We start from the raw sequence: 23,714 nt of genomic DNA on the forward strand, positions 1-23,714 counted from the left end.
GATTTCCTTATTAATCCGATTCTGTTTATTCAGTACAGCGCATTACAATGAGCAGGAAACACAGCCTTCAACTTCCGTGCCTTCGAGCGCCATTTGACGTAGTCGGATGTAATAAATAGTTTTAATCCCTTTCTTCCAGGCATATATCTGCGCTTTATTGATATCGCGGGTCGTGGCGGTATCGCGGAAAAACAGTGTCAGTGATAACCCTTGGTCAACATGCTGAGTGGCCTCGGCATAGGTATCGATGATTTTCTCTGGGCCTATCTGATAAGCATCTTGGTAATATTCAAGATTCTCGTTGGTCATATAAGGCGCGGGATAATATACGCGGCCAATTTTGCCTTCTTTGCGAATTTCAATCGGCGAGACAATCGGGTGGATACTTGATGTCGAATGATTGATATATGAGATAGAACCGGTCGGCGGTACCGCCTGCAAGTTCTGATTATAAATACCGTGCTCCATCACCGACTTGCGCAATTGCGCCCAGTCCTGTTGAGTGGGAATGGTAATTCCAGCCTCGGCAAACAGCGCCTGTACTTTGGTGGTCTTAGGTTGCCAACTCTGCTCCACGTACTTAGTAAAATACTGGCCAGAAGCATAATCTGATTCGTCGAAGCCTTTAAAGTGGCTGCCTCGCTCTATTGCCAATAGATTGGAGGCACGGATCGCGTGATATGCCACGCTGTAAAAATAGATATTGGTAAAGTCCAGAGCCTCTTCTGAGCCGTAAAAAATACGTTCACGAGCCAGATAACCGTGCAGATTCATCTGCCCCAAGCCAATGGCATGAGACTCCTGATTACCTTTTTCAATGGAGGGCACTGAGCGAATGTTGCTCATATCTGAGACTGCGGTCAACCCACGAATGGCGGTTTCAATTGATTTGCCAAAGTCAGGTGAATCCATGGTGTGGGCGATATTCATCGAACCAAGGTTACAGGAGATATCCTTGCCAATATGGCGATAGCTTAGGTCATCGTTGTATTCAGTTGGTGAATTAACCTGCAAGATTTCTGAGCACAGATTGCTCATGTTGATCCGGCCTTTAATCGGATTAGCGCGATTGACCGTATCCTCAAACATCATATAGGGATAGCCAGATTCAAACTGGATCTCCGCCAGAATCTGGAAGAACTCACGCGCTTTGATTTTGCTTTTACGTATGCGTTTGTCATCAACCATTTCGCGGTATTTTTCACTGATGCTGATTTCTGACATTGGCACGCCGTAAACCAACTCGACATCATAAGGAGAGAACAAATACATCTCCTCATTATTCTTTGCCAGTTCAAAGGTGATGTCTGGAATAACGACCCCTAGCGACAGGGTTTTAATGCGAATTTTTTCGTCGGCATTCTCCCGTTTGGTATCGAGAAAACGTAAAATATCCGGATGATGGGCGTGAAGATATACCGCTCCAGCCCCCTGACGAGCGCCCAACTGATTAGCATAAGAGAAAGCATCTTCCAGCATTTTCATAATAGGAATAACGCCAGAAGACTGATTTTCAATCCGTTTGATGGGGGCACCAACTTCCCGAATATTGCTCAGCAGGAAAGCTACGCCGCCGCCACGTTTAGAGAGTTGCAGCGCCGAGTTAATAGAACGGCCAATTGACTCCATGTTGTCTTCAATGCGCAGCAGGAAGCAGGAAACCAGCTCACCGCGCTGTTTTTTGCCGCAATTGAGGAAGGTTGGGGTGGCGGGTTGGAAGCGACCAGAGATGATTTCTTCGACCAAATCCCGGGCAACTTGCGGGTTACCCGCCGCCAGCGTCAAGGCAACCATGCAAACGCGATCTTCATAGCGTTCCAGATAGCGTTTGCCATCAAAGGTTTTCAGGGTATAGCTGGTGTAATACTTAAATGCACCAAGGAAGGTCGGGAAGCGAAATCTTTTGCTGTAAGCTTGCTGGAATAAGCTTTTGATAAAGCTGAAGTCATAGCGCTCCAGCACCTCTTTCTCGTAATATCCTTCTTCAACCAGATAATCGAGTTTTTCCTGCAAATTATGGAAGAACACGGTGTTTTGATTAACGTGCTGTAAGAAATATTGCCGGGCCGCCAGGCGGTCTTTATCAAACTGGATACGCCCGTCGGCATCATAGAGGTTCAACATCGCATTCAGTGAGTGGTAATCAAGTTCACTGCTGGATGGATCGGTAATTTTCACTGTTGTCGTTGCCAAAATTCAGTTACTCCCTTGCGCACATTTGCCACATCTTCTGCTGTACCCAGTAGTTCAAAGCGATACAGATATGGAACCTGACATTTTTGGGAAACTATCTTCCCCGCCAGACAGTAGGCGTCGCCAAAATTAGTATTGCCCGCAGCAATTACACCGCGAATTAATGAACGGTTATGGGGATCATTCAGGAATCTAATCACCTGAATGGGCACGGCACCGACCGGGCTGCCCCCACCATAACTGGGTACGAGCAAAATATAGGGCTGCTCAATCCGTAGTTTTTGCCGTGCACCGGCAATGGGAATCCGTATTGCCGGGAGTTCCAGCTTCCCGACAAAACGGTGTGTGTTTTCTGAGGAACTGGAGAAATACACCAGCGGATTCATTTGGTTACCCTCATCAGGCACCGACGGACTGAACCAGTGCACTGATTTTGTCAGGGCGAAAGCCGGACCAATGTTCCTCCCCGGCAACAATGACCGGAACCTGCTGATAGCCAAGAGATTTAACATGATTTAAAGCTTGTGAATCTTCAGTTAAATCAATCACCTGATAAGCAATACCTTGTTTATCCAATGCACGATAAGTGGCATTACACTGGACACAATCAGGTTTACTGTAAATAATAATACTCATGATTCGCATTTACCTTTTGTGTTAAGGAAAGGCGGGTTTAGCAGGTTGTCCCTGTCATATTGCAAGACACAGGGTTGTTGGCTGCCATCACTCACCCAACTCCTTGGGTTTCATTGGTTGCCGCTCCAACTTGAGATCGGTTGGATATGACGTCTCTCGGCGACCTGCCTCTGATTATCAACTACGGTTTCATTTTCGTAATTGATAAATTAAATACTATATCTAGTGTTTATTTAATTCAACCACACTACATGTAGTTGTTTGCGAGTGATTTATGTACATGACAGAGACGAGGCCGCCAGCACGGGGCTGGCAGCTGATTTGGCTAATGATAAGCAGGGTAAAAATATTTCTGGGGTGAATTGCGGTGAGGGTAAATATTTACTGACGCAAACTAACGGCTAATCGGTTAAATGCATTCATAATGCTGATAGCAAAAGTTAAGTCGGAAATTTCAGCATCAGTAAAATGTGTTTTTAAGGCATTGAAAGTACTGTCCGGGGTACCGCTGGTGGTGATGTTAGTCACCGCTTCTGCCCATTCTAATGCGGCACGTTCCGCTTCACTGAATGCATGACTCAGTCGCCAACCGGCAATCGTATCCATTTTGGCATCATCAAAACCGCTCTCACGCAAGAATTTACCGTGCATGTTTAGGCAAAATGCACAGCCGTTGATCTGTGATACTCGCATAAAAATCAGCTCTATCAGTGCCTTCGGCAGCGAACTTTTGTCGAGCGACATAGAAGCATTAACCAGTGCTTTATAAGTCACTGGGGAGAGTTCGGAAAAATAAAGACGTTGTTCGATCATGATAAGTTCCTGTGAGATTTAGCGTACGGCGCTACTTTAGCAACCCCATGACCTATACTATAGGGCCATAAATTACTTATTTTAGTGGGACATGATGAAGGTATTTTCACGCCTGCTTAAGTTGGATCGCCAGCACAACGAACCCATTTATCGTCAAATTTATCAACGAATTAAAGATGCTATTGTTCAGGGAACATTGCCGCCAGATACGCGAGTTCCGTCCGTCAGGGCGCTGGCCAGCGAAGTGGGTGTGGCGCGAGGAACCGTAGAAAATGCCTATACTCAGTTGATTGCCGAAGGCTTTTTACAAAGTCGTGGGCAGGGCGGCACTTATGTTTCAGCTCAATTACGTGATGCTCCTCTATTACCATTGAATATAGTAGACCAGCCTGAGCAACCTATAGCGGTTAACAATGCTTTATCGGCCAATCGCGTGATGGCGCGGCCATTTCAGTTGGGGCTACCCGCGCTGGATGCTTTCCCTCGGGCGCAGTGGGGGAGAATGATGACCAAACAGTTGCGAGGCCTGACCGCCGCTGCACTTGGACATCCTCCGGCTGCCGGATTACCGGCTTTACGTGAGTCGATAGCCCATTACTTGCAGTTATCTCGAGGATTCAGTTGCCAGCCCGAGCAGGTATTTATTTGCGCCGGTTATCAGTCTTTACTTGATCTGGTGGTCAATACTGTACTGAAACGCGGAGACCGCGGTTGGCTGGAAGATCCCGGTTATCCCGCCACTCAGCAATTAATTCGCGAAGCTGGGCTGATTCCACATCCGGTAAATGTCGATAGTGACGGGATGGATGTTGCCGCCGCTATCCGCGACTGCCCACAGGCCCATTTCGCTATCGTCACTCCTGCACACCAAAGCCCACTGGGTGTTGCACTCAGTTTAGCGCGGCGCATTGCTCTACTGGAGTGGGCTGAGCAGCAACAGTCGTGGATTATTGAGGACGACTATGACAGCGAATTTCGTTATCAAGGACGGCCATTGCCCCCGCTGAAGAGTCTGGATAGACACGGGCGAGTTCTTTATGCCGGAACATTCAGTAAAGTGATGTTTCCTGCGTTGAGATTGGCCTATTTGGTGGTGCCGCCTGAATTGGTGGCCGTTTTTAAACATCGTTGCCAACTGCGCAGTTGCGCTAGCCCGCCACTGATACAAGCCAGCGTGGCGGAATTTATTCATCAGGGGCACTTTTATCGCCATCTTAAACGAATGCGCCATTTGTATGCTGAGCGCCGCGAAATGCTGGCCGCAAGTCTGATGCGCCAGTTGGCGGGTGTTGTGGTGATTGAGCAACAGGCGGGAGGGATTCAGTTGCTGGCTCAGTTGGACCGGCGCTTTGTCGATAGCGATGTTGCTGCTCGGGCGCAAAATCAGGGGCTTGCTATTCAAGCAGTGTCAGATTGGGTGTTGGAAACCAACGTCGCTAAGGACAGAAAGGCTGATAGCCAGAATGGGTTGTTGATGGGGTTTACTAATCTGACGTCTGTCGCTGAAACTGATCGGTTAGTGGCACGGCTAGCCGAGGTAATTTGGTCTTTCTCTAAGGAAGAATAAGTGTTGGCCCGGAGCGAAGATCACCCGGGCCTCCGATAAACAACCCTATAAGTACAACCGTAGACACAGCAATGAGGAGGGATTATCGGTAATCAGATGGATATCAGCGGCGTGCTAACAGCACACCCAGCACGAGACCTATCGCCGCACCAATACCGACACCTTGCCATGGTTTATCATGCACGTAGTTATCGGCATTGCCAGCTACGTCGCGCGCATGTTGCTTCAAACTGGTCGAGCCGCTGAAACGCGCTCGAGCATCGCGTAATACTCCTTCGGCATTTTGGCGCACCTTGGCGAGTTCCTCTTTTGTTTTCTCACCTGATGAGCGCAAGACATCGTCAAGAGTATCGGCCAGAAGGGTCACGTCCTGATCGAGATCTCTTTCCACTTTTTCTGATTTCTTGAACATTTGACGCTCCATTTTGCTAAATGAACATTAAGCATAGACCATCAGAGCGCGTGTCAATTGGCTTCAGGAGTAATCTGAATCAGGGACTTAGCAGCCAGCGGCAATAAAATCGCCATTTGCACTGATTGGGATGACGGAGCTAAACAGTACCAAACCGAATAGAATCAATAGCAACCCACCAATGAGCATGGCAATACGTGCGGCATGAATGAGTTGTCCACTGAGTATTTGGCTATTCATGCTAATCAGTTTTTCACGGGCATGATAAACCAGTGTTGCCACTATCATGATCGACAGTGCGGTTCCCAGCGCCATACTCATGACGGCAATCATTCCCCAAGTAAACATACCGATTGCATTAGCAAACACCAACACCATGATGGCACCACTGCACGGGCGAATACCAATTGAAATAATGACCCATAAGTAGGTTTGCCACCCGCCCTGAAGCTGCTCTGCTGATGGCATATGGCGATGACCACAACCGCAATTTTCATCATGTTGATGAGCGGGGTGATTTGCGGACAATAATGGTGCGGGAGTGGCGGCTAAGGGCTGGCCAATATGATGAATAGCAGCCTGGCGTTTGCGGCGAAATAGGTTGAGCGGGCTAATACCCAAGGCCCGTAAAATAAGAACCAGACCAAATAATACAATAAACAGGGCGCTGCCTTTTTCGACATAAAAACGGCTAAGGCTTAATTCGCCCACGGATAAATTGAATATCACGCCCAGAATAATGACAAACACAATAGCGACCAGCCCTTGCATCAAGCTGCCGAGAAAAGTAATGAGCCGACTGGTGGTCACTTTCTCGCGGCTGGTGGCAAGGTAGGTGGTGATAACAAATTTGCCATGGCCCGGCCCGATTGAGTGTAAAAAGCCATAGATAAAGCTAAACAGGGCTAGCATAAATCCAGCGCCAGTTTGATTATTTTGTTGTTTAAGCAGATACAGCACTAAATAACGGTGCATATAAATCTGGAAGTTAATACAGTACTGCACAAAATCAGCCCAATGCCGGGCAAATACCCACAGTAGTGACAGTAAAATGGCGCCGCTGAAACCGATGCTGGCAATATTCGCTCGGTTGAGTTTGAGGTTTGATAGCATATCGGTGTTCCAGAGAGAGCCATTAATCACTTCTTTATCGTAGCGCACTACGAATCAAAAAACGCGCGCCCGAGAGACGCTGATTGTAAATGGATGTATTCATAATAAGAAAGCGTAAATAACAATCACTATGACTTTGTACATTTGGTTACTCAGCGAAACCAATGACTCACGGAAAGGAAAATTTCATTCCTCTATGATTCTTCCAACGGCCCCACCGGGGGCTTAGCGAAACAAACTTCTGAGGATTTTAAAATGAAAAAAGTATTAGCGCTGATCGTTGCTGCAACCATGGGTCTGTCTTCTGTTGCTTTCGCTGCTGAAACTACTGCGGCCGCAACAGCAGCACCAGCTGCAACCAGCACTGTTGCTGCTCCTGCTGCAGAAAAAGCTGCACCGGCTAAAGCAACTCATCATAAAAAACATAAAGCAACTAAACAAACCACAGAACAAAAAGCACAAGCAGCTAAAAAACACGAGAAAAAAGCACCTGTTCAAAAAGCACAGGCTGCCAAAAAACACGTGAAAAAAGCACCTGCTCAAAAAGCACAAGCAGCTAAAAAACATGTGAAAAAAGCACCTGCTCAAAAAGCACAGGCAGCTAAAAAACACGAGAAAAAAGCACCAGTTCAAAAAGCACAAGCAGCTAAAAAACACGTGAAAAAAGCGCCAGCTCAAAAAGCACAAGCAGCTAAAAAACACCATAAAGCTGCTAAAAAATCAGCAACAGCTCCAGCTGCATAATAACGCCGGAATGCGGGCCACTGAGCACCGCACAGTCTAGCCAATGACAGACACCCGGTTAATACCGGGTGTCTTTTTTTATAGGCTAATCATCATGATCAATCGCTATCTGTTTGAACTCATTTTTAGTGTGATGACATTGTGTGGTGTCTTACTTGCCTGTGCGCTGTTCCTCACCGACTCTTTTATTTAGTTTTCCTTGTCAGATATCAGTGCAGAATATGTTGTTGATGAAGGTATTTGATTATCTGTTGCGCTGCTTGCTGATGCAGTTTCTCTCTTGCAACGGCCGGCGTCGCGCAGATAAAACTTTCCCCTTCAGCGGCCAAAATAGCGCTCGCCGCGGGTTTACATATTGGCAGGAAATCAAAATGGCCACTGTTGGCTAAGGTTATCGCGGTAATATTGGGTTGATTAAGCTGTTTTACCCATTCAGCACCAGCCAAATTCAGCGACGCCTTGGGCGAGATAAAATAGTGGGCATTAATAAGCAACAGTGGGGCGGTCAAATGAGACAGAGTGCTGTTTTGGTAAAAAGGTACCATGCCCGGATCCAGCGCAATCGCAAAACCTAGGCGGTTATCCACATAATTCCCTTCAAATTTTTCTACTGGTAGTTGCTCTAGTTTCACCCCCGCCCGAGTATAAAACTGGCAATTAGGTTGTGCTGGCTGTTGCTGGCAACCGGCAATAAACCTTGGTAGTGACAGTGTTGCTCCTAATGCGGCTATGGCGCTATAGCCCCCCTTTGAGTGGCCGATCACGCCAATCGGTTGGTTATCCAAGGCGGTTTTCCAATGTGAGTCGGACAGCAATTTACTGATAATAAAAGAGATATCCTCAGTTTGTAGCCACAGTTGAGCTGATTGCGCGGGTATTGAGTTACCGGTGGTGCTACCTGGATGGTTGGCGGCGACCACCACAATACCCTGCTGTACCAGCTTATCTGCCAACCATGCCAAACTGGTATTATTGCCACCACTGCCATGACTGAGAATGATTAAAGGGAAATGTCCATTGGCAAGAGTCGCATCAGGTAAAACAGAAATACCCCGAAACACGGCATTCTCCCCCAGCAGACTCGATTTACCTTGCTCGGTCGTTGGATAGTAAATCACCGTATCTAACTGACGATGGCGCTGGATATCATTAAATGAAATTGGGGTTGCCGCAGTTTGCCAGCCATAACTGGTTAGTGGAAAAAACAGCAAAAAACATAAACACAGAACAACATTTTTCATTGTATAACGCTCTGATTGGTTGAGTTCTTCGCCACCTTAAGAGGGTTAAGATATTGCCGCGACCTCGATCATGATCCAGTCCCTGAACGTGCTTGTTTTCAATCATCTGGCTGTCTACACTGCGAAACAGTTATTCACGATATCTATTTGTTAAGGCAAAGGTATGCCGCTAATCCCGGTCTCTTTTCTGCTATCAATCCTCTGTATTGGTCTGTTTTATCATTTGCTTAAAACCGGTCGGCAGGGGGTATTCCTGTTGCTGTTATTGTTAGTTTGCGCGCTGCAAAGTGGTCTGATTGGTTTGCGCTATGGTTATCATTTGGCGCTATTCAATGGCCTGCAACCAATAGTCGCCATGACTATTCCGCCACTGACCTATTTAGCTTTATTGAGTACCGCGAAAGGCAATGTAGGCATTAACCAAGGGTGGAAACACAGTTTAGCGCCCATTGGCACCCTAATTTGTGTATGGCTAGCACCACAGTGGCTCGATGCTATCGTCATTATTAGCTATGTATCGTATGGCTTGGCGGTGCTGCTTTATTTACGCCCCGGCGAGGATCGTTTGCAGCAGGTTTCAGTGGAGAAAAGTTGGCTCAGTTACCGTTTATGGTTACTGATGGCGATGTTGCTCATAGGGTCAGGGGCGGCGGATATCATTATTAGCCTGGATTATGCTTTATATGCGGGAAATCAGGCCGGAGTGATAGTCAGTTTTAGTAATCTATTGATTACACTGGCGATGTGCTACACGCTGGCGACTAGCGCGCGTCGTGGGGAATCCATTGCTGAGGCACCGACTGAGCCGGGGAGAATAGATAATAAGCCGGATAGTGGAGCGTTGGAAGAGCTATTTTCTGCTATCTTATTGACATTAAAGAAAAATAATCTTTATTTGGACAGTCAGCTTAATTTGTCTAAATTGGCGCGTAAAGTTGGTGTACCCGCGCGCAAAGTGTCGCAGGCTATTAATCAGCAAACTGGGCAAAATGTCTCGCAATATGTCAATCAGTTGCGGATTGACCAAGCAGCACAACTATTGGCGACAACTGAATTACCGGTGGTCGATATTATGCTGGACGCAGGGTTTCAGACTAAATCCAACTTCAATCGTGAGTTCATGCGGGTTACGGGCATGACCCCTTCACAATGGCGTGAACATCAACGGTCAATCGACACAAAGTAGCAGGCAAATAATATTTAATTATATATATCTGATTCAGCCTGAAAGCTTATCGGGGTATGGTGAATAACACTTTCTTTCTTGTTTGAGCATTGCCTATGTCTGCTGATCCTGCTCCAGTGGTGGCTAATATCACGCTACTGACGACTCGCCAAATCAATAAGCGCATCCTTTCGATTGTTATTTTTACCTTCGTTTGTTATCTGACAATCGGCTTACCACTGGCAGTGCTGCCCGGTTTTGTTCATAACCATCTGGGCTACGGTTCAGTATTGGCCGGTTTGGTTATCAGCGCGCAATATTTTGCCACCTTAGTGAGTCGCCCACATGCCGGGCGATATGCCGATTTATTAGGGCCGAAAAAAGTGGTGCTGTTTGGTTTGAGTTGCTGTGGGATCAGCGGGCTATTTTGTGGTTTGGCTTTTTGGTTGGATAGCCAGCCACTGCTGAGTGTGTTGATGCTGCTGGTTGGGCGACTTTTCCTTGGTGTTGGTGAAAGTTTTGCCAGCACCGGTTCTACCCTTTGGGGCATGGGCGTGGTGGGCTCGATACATACCGCTCGAGTGATCTCGTGGAATGGCGTGGCAACTTATGGGGCGATGGCGATAGGTGCGCCGCTTGGCGTTTATCTTAATATGCGCTGGGGATTAGCCGGTATTGCCTGGCTTATCTGTTTGGCTGTGGTTTTGGCTCTGGTGCTGGCCTGCCGTAAAGCGGCGGTTTCAGTTGTCACCGGCAAACGTATTGCCTTCCGGGCGGTGTTGGGGAAAATCTGGCTTTATGGGCTGGGTTTGGGGTTTGGTACTGTTGGCTTTGGAGTTATTGCCACCTTTATTACTTTATTCTATGCCGACAAAGGGTGGGGCGGTGCGGCATTTTCTCTGACCTTATTCGGTGCCGCCTTTGTTGGCATTCGGCTATTGTTCAGCAATAGCATTGACCGCCACGGTGGCTTAAAAGTCACATTGGTTTCCTTTCTGATAGAAATCGTCGGTTTATTACTGATTTGGGGCGCGGATGCCACCTGGATGGTCCAATTGGGTGCATTCTTGGCCGGGGCGGGTTTCTCATTAGTGTTTCCTGCCTTGGGGGTTGAAGCGGTTAAGCAAGTGGAGCCACAGAATCAAGGCACGGCACTTGGCACTTATTCTGCTTTCCTAGACTTAGGGCTGGGCGTCACTGGTCCATTGGCGGGGCTGGCCATTGGCCAATTTGGTATTCCGGCGATTTATCTGGGCGCCGCATTAATGGTCGTCTTCGGTGTGTTGCTCACATTACGCTTATTGCAGCGACAGCAGAGCACGGATAACGCCGCTCGGCTTGATGGCGTGTAGACTATTCCGAAATAGTTGCTTTGAGCCAATAAATACGTGGTTTCCCTTATTTATTGCGGTAAGGTCGCTCAATTGGAGTTAAAAAGAGGGGAAATAAATGTATTTACGGCCAGATGAAGTGGCTAAAGTCTTGGAGAATGCCGGCTTTGAGAGAGATTATACGGTTGATCAGGCTTACGGTTATCGGAAAGCGGAGCATTACGTTTATGTGAATCGCGAAGCCCGCATGGGTAGAACCGCATTAATTATCCACCCGGCGCAGAAAGATAAAAGCTTGTTGTTTGCTACGCCCACAGCCACACTTCGTATCAGTGATAAGTATGTTGAATTTCCGCTCTATTTAGCGGGTGAAGCTGAAGATCGCTACGGTATTGCCCACGGTTTTAGCTCAAGGGAAATGTTATTGCGCTACCTGAACAGTATGTTCCAGTAAGTTTTCTTATCCCTGCCGCAATGAATTTGATCCGCCGTAATGTCATCAACTAGTGCAATACGGCGTCCGCTTCCTGGTTAAATTGCAGATTATAATTGCGGCGGAATTGCGCCAATTCAAAAGCATCTAAATCAAGCTCAGCAAAATAGAACAGTGCGGCTTCAGTATGTTCAGCGGTTAACATCGGGGATATGTGTGAGCGAATCAGCGTATTTCGCCATTGCATCACATTTTCGTCGGAAGGGTCTTTGATAAAGGTTTGATAAATAAAGACCAGATAAGCCGCTTTTCTGACATCTTCGGCATATCCATTGCTGGTGGAGCGAATAAACATTTGAGTTTGACGCTGCCCCATCTCTTGCAGCATTGACTCGATATAAATTGGCTTTATTTTCAGTAAATTAGCCAATGTGTCTACAGCTTTGCGGGTATCTGAGGTCAATACACGATAGCCGACAATAAAAACTACGATCAAAACAGCAATAATTATCCACGTCATGTAGTGTTTCTTTGCGCCATAAAAGGTGAAATTGACAACGTAAAATTATCTGGCTGTTGAATCGCCGGTACAGATAAAATCAACCCAATATTTACTGATTATCGCCACTGAAATTATCGCCATTTTTTTGCTGATTATTCAGATGATGATTAAACGCGGCGGCATCTTTTGCCAATGCATCAAGATGCGCACCCAATACTTTGATCTGCCTAACCAGCGAATGTTGTTCCGGCAAGGTATTCGCGGTGTTGAGCTTTCTAAGCAGCATGTCATTTTTAGCACGCAATGCAGTTTCCCGCGCTTTTGACTGCTCCAGCTCATGTTGCAGTGCTGTGTAGCTGGCCTGCCATGTCTGGTGCTGTTTCTCAAAAGTTGATTGCAACTCACTCATTGCATTAAGAAACTTTACTTCAAGTTCACGCATTGTCATTGCTTTTCCTTTATGACGGCTTCCGATTTTCAGTGGCAGTATAGCGAAATCTGAGCATAACCTCATCTGCAAGAATTTGTCTTTCATTAAAGGCTCGGAACCCAACTGAATGACAGGCTACACTCGGTTTTATCATAATTAATGGGTGATTTGTTTTTATCATTCATTAATGTGCAAAATAAATAAGCCTTGCTATTAGCCTCTCAGCATGCGTTAATAGCGTCATCGGTTTGTAGTACAGACCTATTTATGTAAGCCATTTAAGTAAAGTAGTTCCTAGTTAAAGCGATATTTTTAGACATCACTTCTCCGACGAATTTCCTTCTTTAGTGCCCCCATAAGTAACTCTTGATAAGCAGACCTCAATTGCCAAAATTTGGCACTAATAATGAAGGAAATACCTCTATGTCTACTAAAATGACTGGTTTAGTAAAATGGTTTGATGCTGGTAAAGGTTTTGGTTTTATTTCTCCTGCTGACGGCAGCAAAGATGTTTTCGTACATTTCTCTGCAATCCAGGGTACTGACTACAAAACTCTTGATGAAGGTCAGAACGTTGAGTTCAGCATCGAGCAAGGCCAGAAAGGCCCTTCAGCTGTAAACGTAGTTGCACTGTAATTTACATTACTGCAATTAATGTTTCGCTGTAATTAAATCTGATTTTGGTTGGATTTAATGTTGGTGATTTTAATTAAGTTGCCAACAACCAGAAAACCTCGCTAAGGCGGGGTTTTTTGTTTTCTGAGATCTCGAATATATTTTTATTGGTATGAAATATCTGTTGCTAATGATGTTTAAATTGTCGCCGATATACCGCGGGGGTGATGCCAACGGTTTGGCGAAATGCATTTCTAAATCCTTCAACCGTCTGAAATCCACAATATTCAGCAACTCCTGCAATATTCATCTGATCCCTTTCCAGTAACTCTTTTGCTCTGTGCATTCTTTCGTGCTGCAACCAAATTTTAGGTGTTTGACCGGTAGAAGCAGCAAAGCGTCGTAAAAATGTCCTTTCACTGAGCGCTAATTCGGCGGCCATCTGGCTGATAGTCCAATTTTTTCCGAGATCCTCGCGCACTTGCTCCATCAATTTTGCCATATCTCGATAGGGTTGTTTGGTCACTGGCGTTGGAATAAATTGTTGCTGTCCTCCCCGACGAAGTGGGGCCATAACTAAGCGCCGAGCCACCTGATTGGCTATTTTAGCGCCAAAATCACGGGTAATCAGATGCAAGCAGGCATCGATACCGGCACTGCTACCCGCCGAAGTGATAACTTGCCCCTCATCGACATACAACACATTGGCATCGACATGAATATCGGGGTAATGCTGTGCCAGATAATCAGTATAGCGCCAGTGTGTGGTTGCACTTTTCCCTCGCAATAACCCCGCCGCTGCTAAAACAAAAACACCTGAACAGATGGAGATAATACGTGTGCCGCGCGCGACTGCTTGCTGCAATGCCTCAATCAATGCCGGTGATGGCAGGGCCTCCGGGCTACGCCATCCGGGAATGACAATGGTTTTAGCCTGCGTCAATAAGTCGATACCGGCATCAACCTGAATATGGAGGCCGCCATTGGCGGTTGAGATGTTTTGATCCACGCCAACCACTTGGCACTGATACCAAGGGAAATCAAATTCCGGACGCGCCAGCCCAAATATCTCCTGTGCAATACCAAACTCAAACAGACACAGGCCATCATAGGCCAATATAGCGACCAGTCCCGGGGCATGTTTCACCGTAGGATCAGTGTAATGAGTGGCTGAATGATTCATTGGCGTATCTCAGTGGTTTATTGTCATTTCTGCCACTGTAATCGGCTAGCGCTATTTCTTAAAGTGATGCTTCATAATATTTAGTGGAGCAATCATATGAGCAGTTTAGTGAGCCAAATCCCATCAGCCTCTCCTGAGCAAGTATTGCGACATTTTTCTCAGCGCTTGGCGTATGAAACTGATTGCTCGGATGTCTATACCAGCCAGCAGCAGGGAAAGGTAGATTTTGTTTTGGTGGATGTGCGTAATGAGGCGGCATTTGTGGCAGTGAATGTGCCAGGGGCAATTAATATTCCTCACCGTTTAATGGATGCCTCGCTGCTTTCCCATTACCCGGCAGAGACACTATTTGTCGTTTATTGTGCCGGGCCGCACTGCAACGGGGTTCACCGTGCAGCAATAAAATTGAGCCAACTCGGTTTTGCAGTTAAAGAGATGATAGGTGGAGTGACTGGTTGGCGTGATGAGGGGTTGCCGCGGAACTATGCTAAAAACAGTTCAGTTGATCAAAGCAATGATGCAGTGAGCTGCGGTTGCCATAGTTGAATTTCTCTACTGTGATATAAAACGCATCGCTTTCCTTATGTTGTCGATTATCCGCTATTATTCTTGGCACTTATTACGAGTTAGCTGGTAGAGTAATGGCGGTTTAGTCATGACAGGAATTCTGTATGCGTTCTGTATATCTGTGGGTAGTCGTAGTGGCTATTATCATTACTGCGTTCGTATCACAGCTCAGTTTCTTTTTCATTGAACCCCAGCAGGGTACCGATGAGGGGAAAGTGTTGGTGCTTAAACGCACGCCAAAGATGAGTTTTATTGATAGCCCGCGAGGTTACTGCCAGCGCGAGTATCCAACTGAAGATTATTTACGCTGCGAATCGCGAACCCTTCCTCCGCTACTGGAAAGCACTCATGCTCTTTATGAGTTGCCGTTTAGCGTTTATTTTTACGAGATGACGTATAAAGCTAATCCTTAAGTATTGGCGGTGAATTACCATTATTCTTATGGCACCATAGCATATTAAGATTTTAATATAGATTGCTGTTAAATAGTTTCATAACTTTAATATATAAAACATAAAGGGGTTGGCTGTGAATTGGACGGAGGTCTTGGTATCTGGAGGGGTAGCGGCAGTTCTGGGTATTGTCACGACAGCATTACGCAATAGAAATAAATTGAGTAAGATTAGCGCTATTTTATGGTTTATTATCCCCATCGTTATAGGGAATATTGTTTATTACCAATATAATAATTCTAGCTGGCTCCGTGGTAATGAGCGCGCTCAAATAGAGCAGTCACTCGAGAGTTACCCTGTTTTCCAAACCCTCAAACAGCAAGATCCCACCTTTTATACCCAGTTGATCGACAACTTTATTAAATCGAAGAATGCCGGGCATTCCGAACAACAGCTGATCGATGAAATGAAACAGTCGGTTGCTGAGTTAACTGTGCAGCGAATTCAGCGAGCGTCTGATGAAAACGTTATTGATTATATGCAGATCATCTTAGAAGAGCTACGTTATTATCAGGCCAATCATCGCAGTGAGAAACTCTGCTTTAAGGCATTGTTCCCGCAAGTTAGCGGTGGTGTGAATACCACCAAAATTCTACCTAGGGCGCTGTTAGATCGCGATCTTGATTCAGTTAACCGTTTGTTTGAATCTTCCACTGGCGAGATAATAAAGCCTAAAAATCAAGAGTATGAGAACAGACTTAATATAGTTATAGAGCAAATGCAACAACAATACGGTGATGATTTGCACATGTTCTCAAACCCAGCTAGCCCTGATGTCGATCGAGAGAAACTCTGTGATATGGCAATCGATATGTATAGTGAAATATTGAAACTGCCCCCGAGTGATGCGGGTTCAATTTTACGTTCGATGCTGGGTGGTGAATAAAAAATAACCTATCCTGGGTGGGTATTTAAAATGCCTATGCCCAAGAATGTCTACTGAATCACTCTCTTTTCCTTTCTATTATGATAAGTTTCAATCAGTGGATAATAACCTCTGATTGAAATTTACTTTATTATCTTATGTTCTGTCAGATTATTTAGATTAAAAAAATAGCGATTGAACCACTTAATGGCTAATGAATCGTTTTGATAAAAATCGGAAATAATGAGCCGACTAACTTATAGGTACTATCTCTTGATGACAGGGTACTAATAGGCAAATCTTGTTATAGAACGGCATGATAGTAACTGCCAGCAAAGCTTTAATTGAATGTTTTTTGTCATATTTATAGACGTAGATCAATATTATTTATTATCAATTTTATTTCTGGCTTGGTTTTTTTTGATTTTCCTCATCTAAAGCTGACATTTGTCACATAAATACTTTAAAACTCTTATAAGTGGCGAGAAAATCAGTCATTAATGCTAAATAGGAAGTCTCTTACCCATATTATTGTTTAGTGCTACGCTTAATTGCTTGTTGAATCTTTTTCTGACTGGCAATGATCTATATTCGCTAGCTAATTTATCAAAGGATGATTCATGTCTAAACGTTTATGGCTCCGGAATACCTTATTGACCGCCGCTTTATTGAGTGCTTTTTCTATTCCGGTTAGTGCCGCAACTCACACATTGCAACTGGCTATCGGTGATGAACCGACTGAAGGCTTTGACCCCATGTTAGGGTGGAGTCATGGGAGTTATCTGCTGCTACACAGCCCGTTATTGAAACAAAATGAAGATCTCAGTTGGAATAGTTTTCTACTGAGCCAGTATAAAACCAGTGACGATGGCAAAACCTGGTTACTGACGCTGAAACCCGACCTTAAATTCTCTGATAGTTCGCCTCTGACCGCCAAAGATGTGGTGTTTACCTACAACAATGCGGCTGCCAGTGGCGGTAAAGTTGATATGGGTAACTTCCTCAAGGCCAAAGAGATCGACCCTCTTAATATCCGAATTCAGTTGAAAGCGCCACAAAGCACCTTTGTGAATGTATTGGGTTCACTGGGTATTGTTTCCGCGGATAAATACGATGCTAAGACTTATGCACAAAAACCTATTGGTGCAGGCCCTTATCGTTTAGTGAGCTTCCAGCCGGGTCAACAAATGATTGTGGAAGCGAACCCGTATTATGCGGGCAATAAAAATGATTTCGATAAACTGATTTTTGTTTTCCTTGATGAAGACAGTGCTTTTGCCGCCGCGCAAAGCGGGCAATTAGGCGTAGTACGTATTCCTCCATCTATGGCAGTCGGCCCGGTTAATAACATGAAGTTATGGGTCAGACCGAGTGTGGAAAACCGTGGCATTGTGTTCCCGACCACACCTGCCGGTAAAAAGGATGCGCAGGGTTACCCCATTGGTAACGATGTCACCGCTGATGTCGCGGTGCGCCGCGCCATCAACTATGCCATTAACCGCCAACTACTGGCTGACCAAATCATGGAAGGCCATGCTATTCCGGCCTATACCGGCGTGCAGGGGCTACCATGGAATAATCCAGATTCTGCCATCAAAGACGGTGATATTGAAAAAGCCAAGCAGATACTGGAGCAGGCTGGTTGGACAGTGAACAGCAATGGCATCAGAGAGAAAAATGGCATTCCTGCCAAAATCACCCTTTGGTATACCAGCGGCGATACCACTCGGCGTGATTTGGCGCAGGCGATACGTTCAATGCTGAAACCTATTGGTATTGATGTCGATTTAAAATCCGGCAGTTGGGAAACCGTAGAACGGAATATGCATGCCAACCCGACGTTATTTGGCTGGGGTAGCCTCGACCCGATGGAGCTGTATCATCACTACAGCAGTAAGGCGGCGGGCGTGGAATATTATAATCCTGGCTACTATAAGAACCCGGTAGTGGATAAACATCTGCAACAGGCGCTGGATGCCCCAACGTGGGAGCAAGCGGTGCCATTCTGGCAACAAGTCGATTGGGATGGCACCACCGGCGCGGGTATTCGTGGCGATGCTGCATGGGCGTGGCTATTGAATGTCCAACACACTTATCTGGCCAATAGCTGCGTTGACTTGGGCAAGGGTGCTCCAGAGATCCACGGTTCCTGGTCACTGCTCAACAGCCTCGATAGCTGGAAATGGACCTGTCAGTAATGAAGGGGGTTTCACTATTTGCCCTGCGTTTAATTTGCCTGCTGCTGATCACCGCAGTGGGCACTTTTACGCTACTGAGTTTCTCCCCGGTTGACCCAATACGTGCCTATATTGGCAGTGAGTTACTGCATGTTCCGCCGGAGCAGTATCCGCTGATTGCCGCACGATGGGGGCTGGATTTACCGTTATGGCAGCGTTTTCTGCATTGGTTTACCCAAGTTTTACAAGGAGACTTTGGTTACTCAATGCTGTACAACGCGCCGGTTTCACAGGTTATCGGTGAACGTTTTGCTACCTCGTTCGCATTGCTATTTTCGGCCTGGTTATTCTCTGGCATTGTTGGGCTATTACTGGGGCTGACTGCCGGGCGCTACCTTAATCGCTGGCCGGATCGACTGATTTCAACGCTGTCATATTTATTGGCTTCATTACCTACGTTCTGGATTGGCTTATTGCTGCTGTCACTGTTTGCCGTGAAACTGAATTGGGCTCCCATTTGTTGTGCATGGACCCCCGGGAGTAACGCCGAGACCGCCAGTTGGAGCGACAAGCTGCATCACCTCATTTTGCCAATGCTCGCCTTAGGGTTATTGGGGGTGGGGAATATTGCTCTGCATACTCGCGCCAGAGTGGCCGAAGTGATGAACAGTGAGTTTATCCGCTATGCTCAGGCACAGGGTGATAAAGGCTGGTCACTGGTTAATTTCCATATTTTACGCCATGCCATAACTCCTGCACTGTGCTTACAATTTGCCTCAGTGGGTGAATTATTGGGGGGCTCTTTATTGGCTGAAAAAGTCTTTGCTTACCCCGGGTTAGGGCAGGCCACCATTGATGCCGGTTTACACGGTGACATCCCGTTATTGATGGGGATTGTGATGTTTTGCGCCATTTTGGTCTTTTGCGGTAACAGCATTGCCAACGCACTGTTACACCGCCTCAATAGGGGGGCAGCACGGCAATTATGACTTATAACCCAAATCTGGCTTTGTTCCGACTCTTCGTGTCCCTGGCGCTATTAACCATTTTAATTGTCTACGGCTACGCAATATATCCTATTGAAATTCCGATGGATTTGATGGCCCGTCGCCAACCTCCCTCTCTGTCTTATTGGTTTGGTACTGACAGTTTAGGCCGCGATTTGTGGCTGCGCTGTTTTCAGGGCATGACCACTAGCCTGCAAATTGGTTTGATTGCTGCTTTTGCCAGTGGCTTGTTGGCGATGCTCACCGCGAGTTTAAGTGCGGTCAATAAAACGCTGGATTATGTTATCCGCGGGGTGATTGACAGCATGTTGGCATTGCCGCATTTATTGCTATTGGTGCTGATTTGCTTCACGTTAGGTGGGGGAAAACACGGCGTGATTCTGGCGGTGGCATTAACCCATTGGCCAAAGCTTGCCTTGATTTTGCGGGCAGAAATCTTGCGTATTCGTGAAACCGACTACGTTATGCTTTCTCATCGGCTAGGTAATAGTAATTACTACCGTTGGCGTCATCATCTGCTACCGTTATTACTGCCACAATGGATTGTTGGCACGTTGCTGATGTTCCCTCACGCGGTGTTACACAGTGCGGCACTGAGTTTTCTGGGGTTTGGCTTGTCACCTCATGAGCCGTCGTTGGGGATATTATTGGCTGATGCACTGCGCTATCTGAGCAGTGGAGCATGGTGGCTGGCATTTTTCCCGGGCCTGATTTTGGTGAGTTTGGTTCTGATATTTGACCAGTTTGCCCGATCGCTGCAACAACTCTGGGTGAGGATATCCTGATGTTGAAATTTTCAAACTTTGCCATTGATGTTGCCCATTATCGCTGGCTAGGGCGAAAAACTTGGCACCCTTTGCTGAGTCATATTTCGCTGGAGGTCAATCCGGGAGAATTGGTCGCGCTAGTGGGGGGCAGTGGTGAGGGCAAAAGCCTGTTGCTGCAAAGTGCCTTAGGTTTGTTGCCAGATAACATGCGGTGTCACGGCGAGATTATCCTCGATGGGGAAGTCTTATGCGCTCAGGATAAAATTGAGCGGCGCGGTAAAACCCTATGCTATGTGCCTCAAGGAGTGAGTGCGCTGAATCCCTTGATTAAAGTTGGCTCGCAAATGACGCGAGCAGCACAACTCAGTGGGGTAAAACTGCGACTGGAAGATGTCGCCATGCAACTGCAAACTTACAACCTCGCACCGGGTCTGGTGCATGATTTCCCCCGTCAACTCTCTGGTGGAATGGCAAAGCGAGTACTCACTAGCTGCGCCACATTGACCAATGCCCGCTATATCTTGGCTGATGAAGTCACCTCATGGTTGGATGAAGAACATGCCTGTCAGTTACTGACTCATTTACGTGCCTTTTGTCAGCAAGGACGTGGAATTTTATGGGTAACCCATGACTTGGCGCTGGCCGCGCGCTTCGCCGATAAAATAGCGGTATTACACCAAGGTGAATTGCACGAGACACTGAGCGCCAATGAATTGAAAAATAACGGTGGCAGCCCATGGCTGCAATCACTGTGGGCGGCGTTGCCGGAACAGCAGTTTGTTAGCCAGCCGCAGTCGTTAACAGAGGTGGCAGAGTATGTTTAGTGTCGATAATCTGACCATTGTTCAGGGTGGTAAGCGGCTGTGGGATTCAGTCTCATTTTCACTGACGCCGGGAGAGCGGCTAGGTATTTCAGCCCCCAGTGGCTTTGGTAAAACGACTTTAGGGCGAGTACTGGCACAATGGCAGTCGGCGACGTCAGGTCAAATTCGAGTCGGTGGGAGTTTGCTGGCGAAAAAAGGGTATTGCCCAGTCCAATTGGTTCCTCAACACCCGGAACAGAGCTTTAATCCTTACCGAACCACCGGTGAGAGCTTGCATGATGCCTGGCAGCCAGATGCCCAGTGGCTTGAGCGAATGGTGGTTAATCCTAATTGGTTAAAACGTCGGCCCGATGAACTCTCTGGAGGGGAGTTGGCCCGAATTGCTCTATTGCGAGCACTGGACCCTCGGACCCGTTATTTAATCGCCGATGAAGTGACCGCGCAGTTGGATGCTCATATTCAAGCACAAGTCTGGCAAGTTTTACTCGAAGAGTCCGCTCGTCGCCCGCTGGGGTTAATTATTTTCAGCCACAACAAATCTTTATTGGAAAAAGTATGCTCACGGATATGGATACCCGAAAGAGAGAGCGAAAAGACGCTTTATCCAAGACCACAGATTAAACCCCACCTTGGTTTGGCCATGATAAAGACCGGATGATACTGAATAAGTATTAATAGAGAATATATTAAATATTAACGATGAAATAATAATGTAACGTGATAATGACATGCTGGGAAGAGAGGTTTTAGCTAATGTGAAATTATAAATATATTGATTAAGATCATATTACTCTTAAATGATAATAATAATGTTCGTTGTGCAAGGTTAATAATAATTAACATGCCGGACAGATAAGTTTACATTAATAAATTTAGGCACTGATAAATATTCGCCAGTAGTGAATTTAAATTTAATTAAGAATGTGGTGTTGATATTTTAACCTGGCTGAGAGCCATTTTATGAGGTTAAATCACCCTCAGGCCTTGTTAGATTTGTCATCTTTATTTTTGCATTTTAACAGCATAAAGTTCTAGGTTAAAATAGTCAGAGTACTTTATTTTTGGTAAATAAAAACCCGGAAGGAATTTATTTAACGTGTTGATTTTAATCTAAAAAACAACAAATCATGCAAATAATAATCCACCCTTTATATTAAATTTGCAATTAGTGGTGAATTTCTCAGGTTTTGGTCTATATTGGTTAGAGATGTTTTTTATAGCAAATCCTTGATTTATAGCCATCTCTGCTACAAAAAAACATACCGAAATCTCGCTTTGAATAAAGGGACTCGCTAGCTATGACATTAGCTATAGAAGACAAACGATTAATCGGTTTATCCCTATATTTATTACTGCTTAAAAATGCAGTAATGCTTTTCTGTTTTAGTAAAAAATTATTAACAAGCACGATTTTAGTATTGCTTGCGATAACTAAAAGCGGTAGAAAATACCTACCAAGAAAAATCATCATACAAATAAATCTAACTGGATAACGTTGTTACCCACTATTGCAGTTATCTGCTATGTGATGGGGGGCATGTCGTTTTCAGTCGGTTGTACGGCATTAAAGGTTACAGGATAAATATCTGGCAGCAGATTGATGGTAATTAAAATGTAAAATCAGAATTCGAATGAAGAATCTGGCAGGAATACAGGAGGATGCACTTAAATTCTGAAACACGCTAATTAACAGGCCAATGCCTATTTTTATCAGCAATAACAAGGGATAACGCTTTATAGACAAGTTATAGGGCTTATAGGTTGTTTTTCTTAATCTCACTTTCACTTTCTTAACCAGATACAGGAGGGCTTATGCAGCTCACCCCAAGAGAAGTTGAAAAGCTCATGATCTACACGCTGTCTGATGTGGCGTTCAAACGCAAAGCGCGTGGCTTGAAACTCAATTATCCGGAAGCCGTTTCTATTATTACAGTGACAGCAATGGAAGGGGCCAGAGATGGCAAATCCGTAGAAGATGTCATGAAAGAAGCCAGCAAAGTTCTCACTAAAGATGATGTGATGGACGGGGTAGCTGATCTGATTCCGAATGTTCAGGTTGAAGCAATTTTTACTGACGGTAGCCGTTTGGTCACGGTGCACGATCCCATTAAATAATTAATGGTAAGAGCAACGGCAGCATGCGAGTAAAACCTGAATTGAATATTGCAGAGGATTAAAGCATGAGCGCAAAGAAAGGCACTAGCACTAACCACACTAAAGGCATTAATACTGAAGGCACAACAGAAAAAAACACGCCCCTTGGGGGCTGCATTTTAGCTGATGCGCCGATTACCTTTAATGAGAATAAACCTGTTACCAAAGTGAAGGTCCGCAATACCGGTGACCGACCCATTCAGATAGGTTCTCATTTTCACTTCTTTGAAGTTAACCGCGCACTTGAGTTTGATCGTACCGCAGCTTTTGGCAAAAGGCTGAATATCTCTTCGACGACGGCAATCCGTTTTGAACCCGGTGACGAAACTGAAGTTTCGCTAATTCCTTTCGGTGGTAAGCAAACACTGTATGGCTTTAACAATCTGGTCGATGGCTGGACCGGTGACGGTGTGGTGCCAAATAGTGAGCGCCCGGATAAGCTAGAGGCTATCCGCCGTGCGGCTGCACGTGGTTTCAAGTCATCATCTAAATAACACCTTATCTCAATGAAACATCATCGAAA

26 protein-coding genes are annotated in these 23,714 nt (G+C 45.8%); 16 read left to right on the forward strand and 10 right to left on the reverse strand.

Features of this window, described 5'->3' with window-relative positions:
* Positions 1–42: 42 nt before the first annotated feature.
* The 4 genes from nrdE to N0H69_RS08235 all read right to left on the reverse strand — a co-directional run bounded on the left by nrdE (position 43) and on the right by N0H69_RS08235 (position 3,642).
* Complete coding sequence (gene nrdE / locus N0H69_RS08220; protein ID WP_172665453.1) at positions 43–2,193, reverse strand: class 1b ribonucleoside-diphosphate reductase subunit alpha; 2,151 nt, start codon at positions 2,191–2,193, stop codon at positions 43–45.
* Entirely contained in the window at positions 2,175–2,579 is a 405-nt protein-coding gene (gene nrdI / locus N0H69_RS08225; protein WP_050108291.1) for a class Ib ribonucleoside-diphosphate reductase assembly flavoprotein NrdI, read from the reverse strand. The genes nrdE and nrdI overlap by 19 nt, the downstream gene beginning before the upstream one ends.
* Before the next feature lie 13 nt (positions 2,580–2,592).
* Positions 2,593–2,829 (reverse strand): redoxin NrdH, encoded by a 237-nt coding sequence (locus N0H69_RS08230; RefSeq protein ID WP_050108289.1) that lies wholly within the window; start codon positions 2,827–2,829, stop codon positions 2,593–2,595.
* Positions 2,830–3,210: 381 nt separating this feature from the next.
* Positions 3,211–3,642, reverse strand: coding sequence for a carboxymuconolactone decarboxylase family protein (locus N0H69_RS08235; RefSeq protein WP_050108287.1), 432 nt, complete (start codon positions 3,640–3,642; stop codon positions 3,211–3,213).
* A gap of 91 nt (positions 3,643–3,733) precedes the next feature.
* Here N0H69_RS08235 and pdxR point away from each other — a divergent pair, with 91 nt between their 5' ends.
* A complete protein-coding gene (gene pdxR, locus N0H69_RS08240; RefSeq protein WP_050108285.1) occupies positions 3,734–5,209 on the forward strand; it encodes a MocR-like pyridoxine biosynthesis transcription factor PdxR in 1,476 nt (491 codons plus the stop codon).
* Positions 5,210–5,312: 103 nt separating this feature from the next.
* Here the strand turns inward: pdxR and N0H69_RS08245 are convergent, their stop codons facing one another.
* Together N0H69_RS08245 and N0H69_RS08250 are read right to left on the reverse strand one after the other, a co-directional pair.
* The gene (locus N0H69_RS08245) at positions 5,313–5,621 is read right to left on the reverse strand and encodes an ElaB/YgaM/YqjD family protein (RefSeq protein WP_050108284.1); all 309 of its coding nucleotides are present in this window, start codon (positions 5,619–5,621) and stop codon (positions 5,313–5,315) included.
* An 87-nt stretch (positions 5,622–5,708) separates the two neighbouring features.
* Complete coding sequence (locus N0H69_RS08250) at positions 5,709–6,734, reverse strand: nickel/cobalt transporter (protein ID WP_050108282.1); 1,026 nt, start codon at positions 6,732–6,734, stop codon at positions 5,709–5,711.
* A gap of 255 nt (positions 6,735–6,989) precedes the next feature.
* Between N0H69_RS08250 and asr the strand changes: the two genes are divergently transcribed.
* Entirely contained in the window at positions 6,990–7,478 is a 489-nt protein-coding gene (asr, locus tag N0H69_RS08255) for an acid resistance repetitive basic protein Asr (RefSeq protein ID WP_050108280.1), read from the forward strand.
* A 209-nt stretch (positions 7,479–7,687) separates the two neighbouring features.
* Here the strand turns inward: asr and N0H69_RS08260 are convergent, their stop codons facing one another.
* On the reverse strand, positions 7,688–8,719 hold the full coding sequence (locus N0H69_RS08260) for an alpha/beta hydrolase family protein (protein ID WP_253272115.1): 1,032 nt from the start codon (positions 8,717–8,719) through the stop codon (positions 7,688–7,690).
* 163 nt (positions 8,720–8,882) lie between these two features.
* On the opposite strand from N0H69_RS08260, the gene N0H69_RS08265 reads away from it, so the two are divergent.
* From N0H69_RS08265 to N0H69_RS08275, 3 genes are all read left to right on the forward strand, one after another.
* The gene (locus N0H69_RS08265) at positions 8,883–9,905 is read left to right on the forward strand and encodes a helix-turn-helix domain-containing protein (protein WP_050151763.1); all 1,023 of its coding nucleotides are present in this window, start codon (positions 8,883–8,885) and stop codon (positions 9,903–9,905) included.
* Positions 9,906–10,000: 95 nt separating this feature from the next.
* Positions 10,001–11,236, forward strand: coding sequence for an MFS transporter (locus N0H69_RS08270; RefSeq protein WP_050151764.1), 1,236 nt, complete (start codon positions 10,001–10,003; stop codon positions 11,234–11,236).
* A gap of 97 nt (positions 11,237–11,333) precedes the next feature.
* Entirely contained in the window at positions 11,334–11,669 is a 336-nt protein-coding gene (locus N0H69_RS08275) for a DUF2002 family protein (RefSeq protein ID WP_050108275.1), read from the forward strand.
* A gap of 49 nt (positions 11,670–11,718) precedes the next feature.
* Here the strand turns inward: N0H69_RS08275 and N0H69_RS08280 are convergent, their stop codons facing one another.
* Together N0H69_RS08280 and N0H69_RS08285 are read right to left on the reverse strand one after the other, a co-directional pair.
* The gene (locus N0H69_RS08280) at positions 11,719–12,168 is read right to left on the reverse strand and encodes a DUF1198 domain-containing protein (RefSeq protein WP_050108273.1); all 450 of its coding nucleotides are present in this window, start codon (positions 12,166–12,168) and stop codon (positions 11,719–11,721) included.
* 91 nt (positions 12,169–12,259) lie between these two features.
* Positions 12,260–12,598, reverse strand: a complete 339-nt coding sequence (locus N0H69_RS08285; protein WP_050108272.1) for an MbeD/MobD family mobilization/exclusion family protein — start codon at positions 12,596–12,598, stop codon at positions 12,260–12,262.
* Positions 12,599–13,003: 405 nt separating this feature from the next.
* Here N0H69_RS08285 and cspE point away from each other — a divergent pair, with 405 nt between their 5' ends.
* A complete protein-coding gene (cspE, locus tag N0H69_RS08290; protein WP_032816455.1) occupies positions 13,004–13,216 on the forward strand; it encodes a transcription antiterminator/RNA stability regulator CspE in 213 nt (70 codons plus the stop codon).
* Positions 13,217–13,382: 166 nt separating this feature from the next.
* Here cspE and ftrA read toward each other — a convergent pair whose 3' ends face one another.
* A complete protein-coding gene (gene ftrA, locus N0H69_RS08295; protein ID WP_050151765.1) occupies positions 13,383–14,378 on the reverse strand; it encodes a transcriptional regulator FtrA in 996 nt (331 codons plus the stop codon).
* Between the two features lie 96 nt (positions 14,379–14,474).
* On the opposite strand from ftrA, the gene N0H69_RS08300 reads away from it, so the two are divergent.
* From N0H69_RS08300 to ureB, 10 genes are all read left to right on the forward strand, one after another.
* Complete coding sequence (locus tag N0H69_RS08300; RefSeq protein WP_050151766.1) at positions 14,475–14,924, forward strand: rhodanese-like domain-containing protein; 450 nt, start codon at positions 14,475–14,477, stop codon at positions 14,922–14,924.
* 125 nt (positions 14,925–15,049) lie between these two features.
* Positions 15,050–15,358 carry a hypothetical protein gene (locus N0H69_RS08305; protein WP_050146080.1) on the forward strand — a complete coding sequence of 103 codons (309 nt, stop codon included), beginning with the start codon at positions 15,050–15,052 and terminating at the stop codon, positions 15,356–15,358.
* Between the two features lie 115 nt (positions 15,359–15,473).
* Entirely contained in the window at positions 15,474–16,283 is an 810-nt protein-coding gene (locus N0H69_RS08310; RefSeq protein ID WP_050151767.1) for a hypothetical protein, read from the forward strand.
* 599 nt (positions 16,284–16,882) lie between these two features.
* The gene (locus tag N0H69_RS08315) at positions 16,883–18,460 is read left to right on the forward strand and encodes an ABC transporter substrate-binding protein (protein ID WP_050151768.1); all 1,578 of its coding nucleotides are present in this window, start codon (positions 16,883–16,885) and stop codon (positions 18,458–18,460) included.
* A complete protein-coding gene (locus tag N0H69_RS08320) occupies positions 18,460–19,428 on the forward strand; it encodes an ABC transporter permease (protein WP_072077614.1) in 969 nt (322 codons plus the stop codon). Before N0H69_RS08315 ends, N0H69_RS08320 begins: the two co-directional genes overlap by 1 nt.
* A complete protein-coding gene (locus tag N0H69_RS08325; protein WP_050151769.1) occupies positions 19,425–20,231 on the forward strand; it encodes an ABC transporter permease in 807 nt (268 codons plus the stop codon). The genes N0H69_RS08320 and N0H69_RS08325 overlap by 4 nt, the downstream gene beginning before the upstream one ends.
* Positions 20,231–21,037 (forward strand): ATP-binding cassette domain-containing protein, encoded by an 807-nt coding sequence (locus N0H69_RS08330; protein ID WP_050123032.1) that lies wholly within the window; start codon positions 20,231–20,233, stop codon positions 21,035–21,037. The genes N0H69_RS08325 and N0H69_RS08330 overlap by 1 nt, the downstream gene beginning before the upstream one ends.
* Positions 21,030–21,695, forward strand: coding sequence for an ATP-binding cassette domain-containing protein (locus N0H69_RS08335; RefSeq protein ID WP_050123030.1), 666 nt, complete (start codon positions 21,030–21,032; stop codon positions 21,693–21,695). Before N0H69_RS08330 ends, N0H69_RS08335 begins: the two co-directional genes overlap by 8 nt.
* Positions 21,696–22,849: 1,154 nt before the next feature.
* Positions 22,850–23,152, forward strand: coding sequence for an urease subunit gamma (locus tag N0H69_RS08340; RefSeq protein ID WP_002215288.1), 303 nt, complete (start codon positions 22,850–22,852; stop codon positions 23,150–23,152).
* Between the two features lie 65 nt (positions 23,153–23,217).
* Entirely contained in the window at positions 23,218–23,685 is a 468-nt protein-coding gene (gene ureB, locus N0H69_RS08345) for an urease subunit beta (RefSeq protein ID WP_050151770.1), read from the forward strand.
* Positions 23,686–23,714: the final 29 nt, after the last annotated feature.

The organism is Yersinia alsatica, from assembly GCF_025133195.1.
GTDB classification, from domain to species: Bacteria; Pseudomonadota; Gammaproteobacteria; order Enterobacterales; family Enterobacteriaceae; genus Yersinia; species Yersinia alsatica.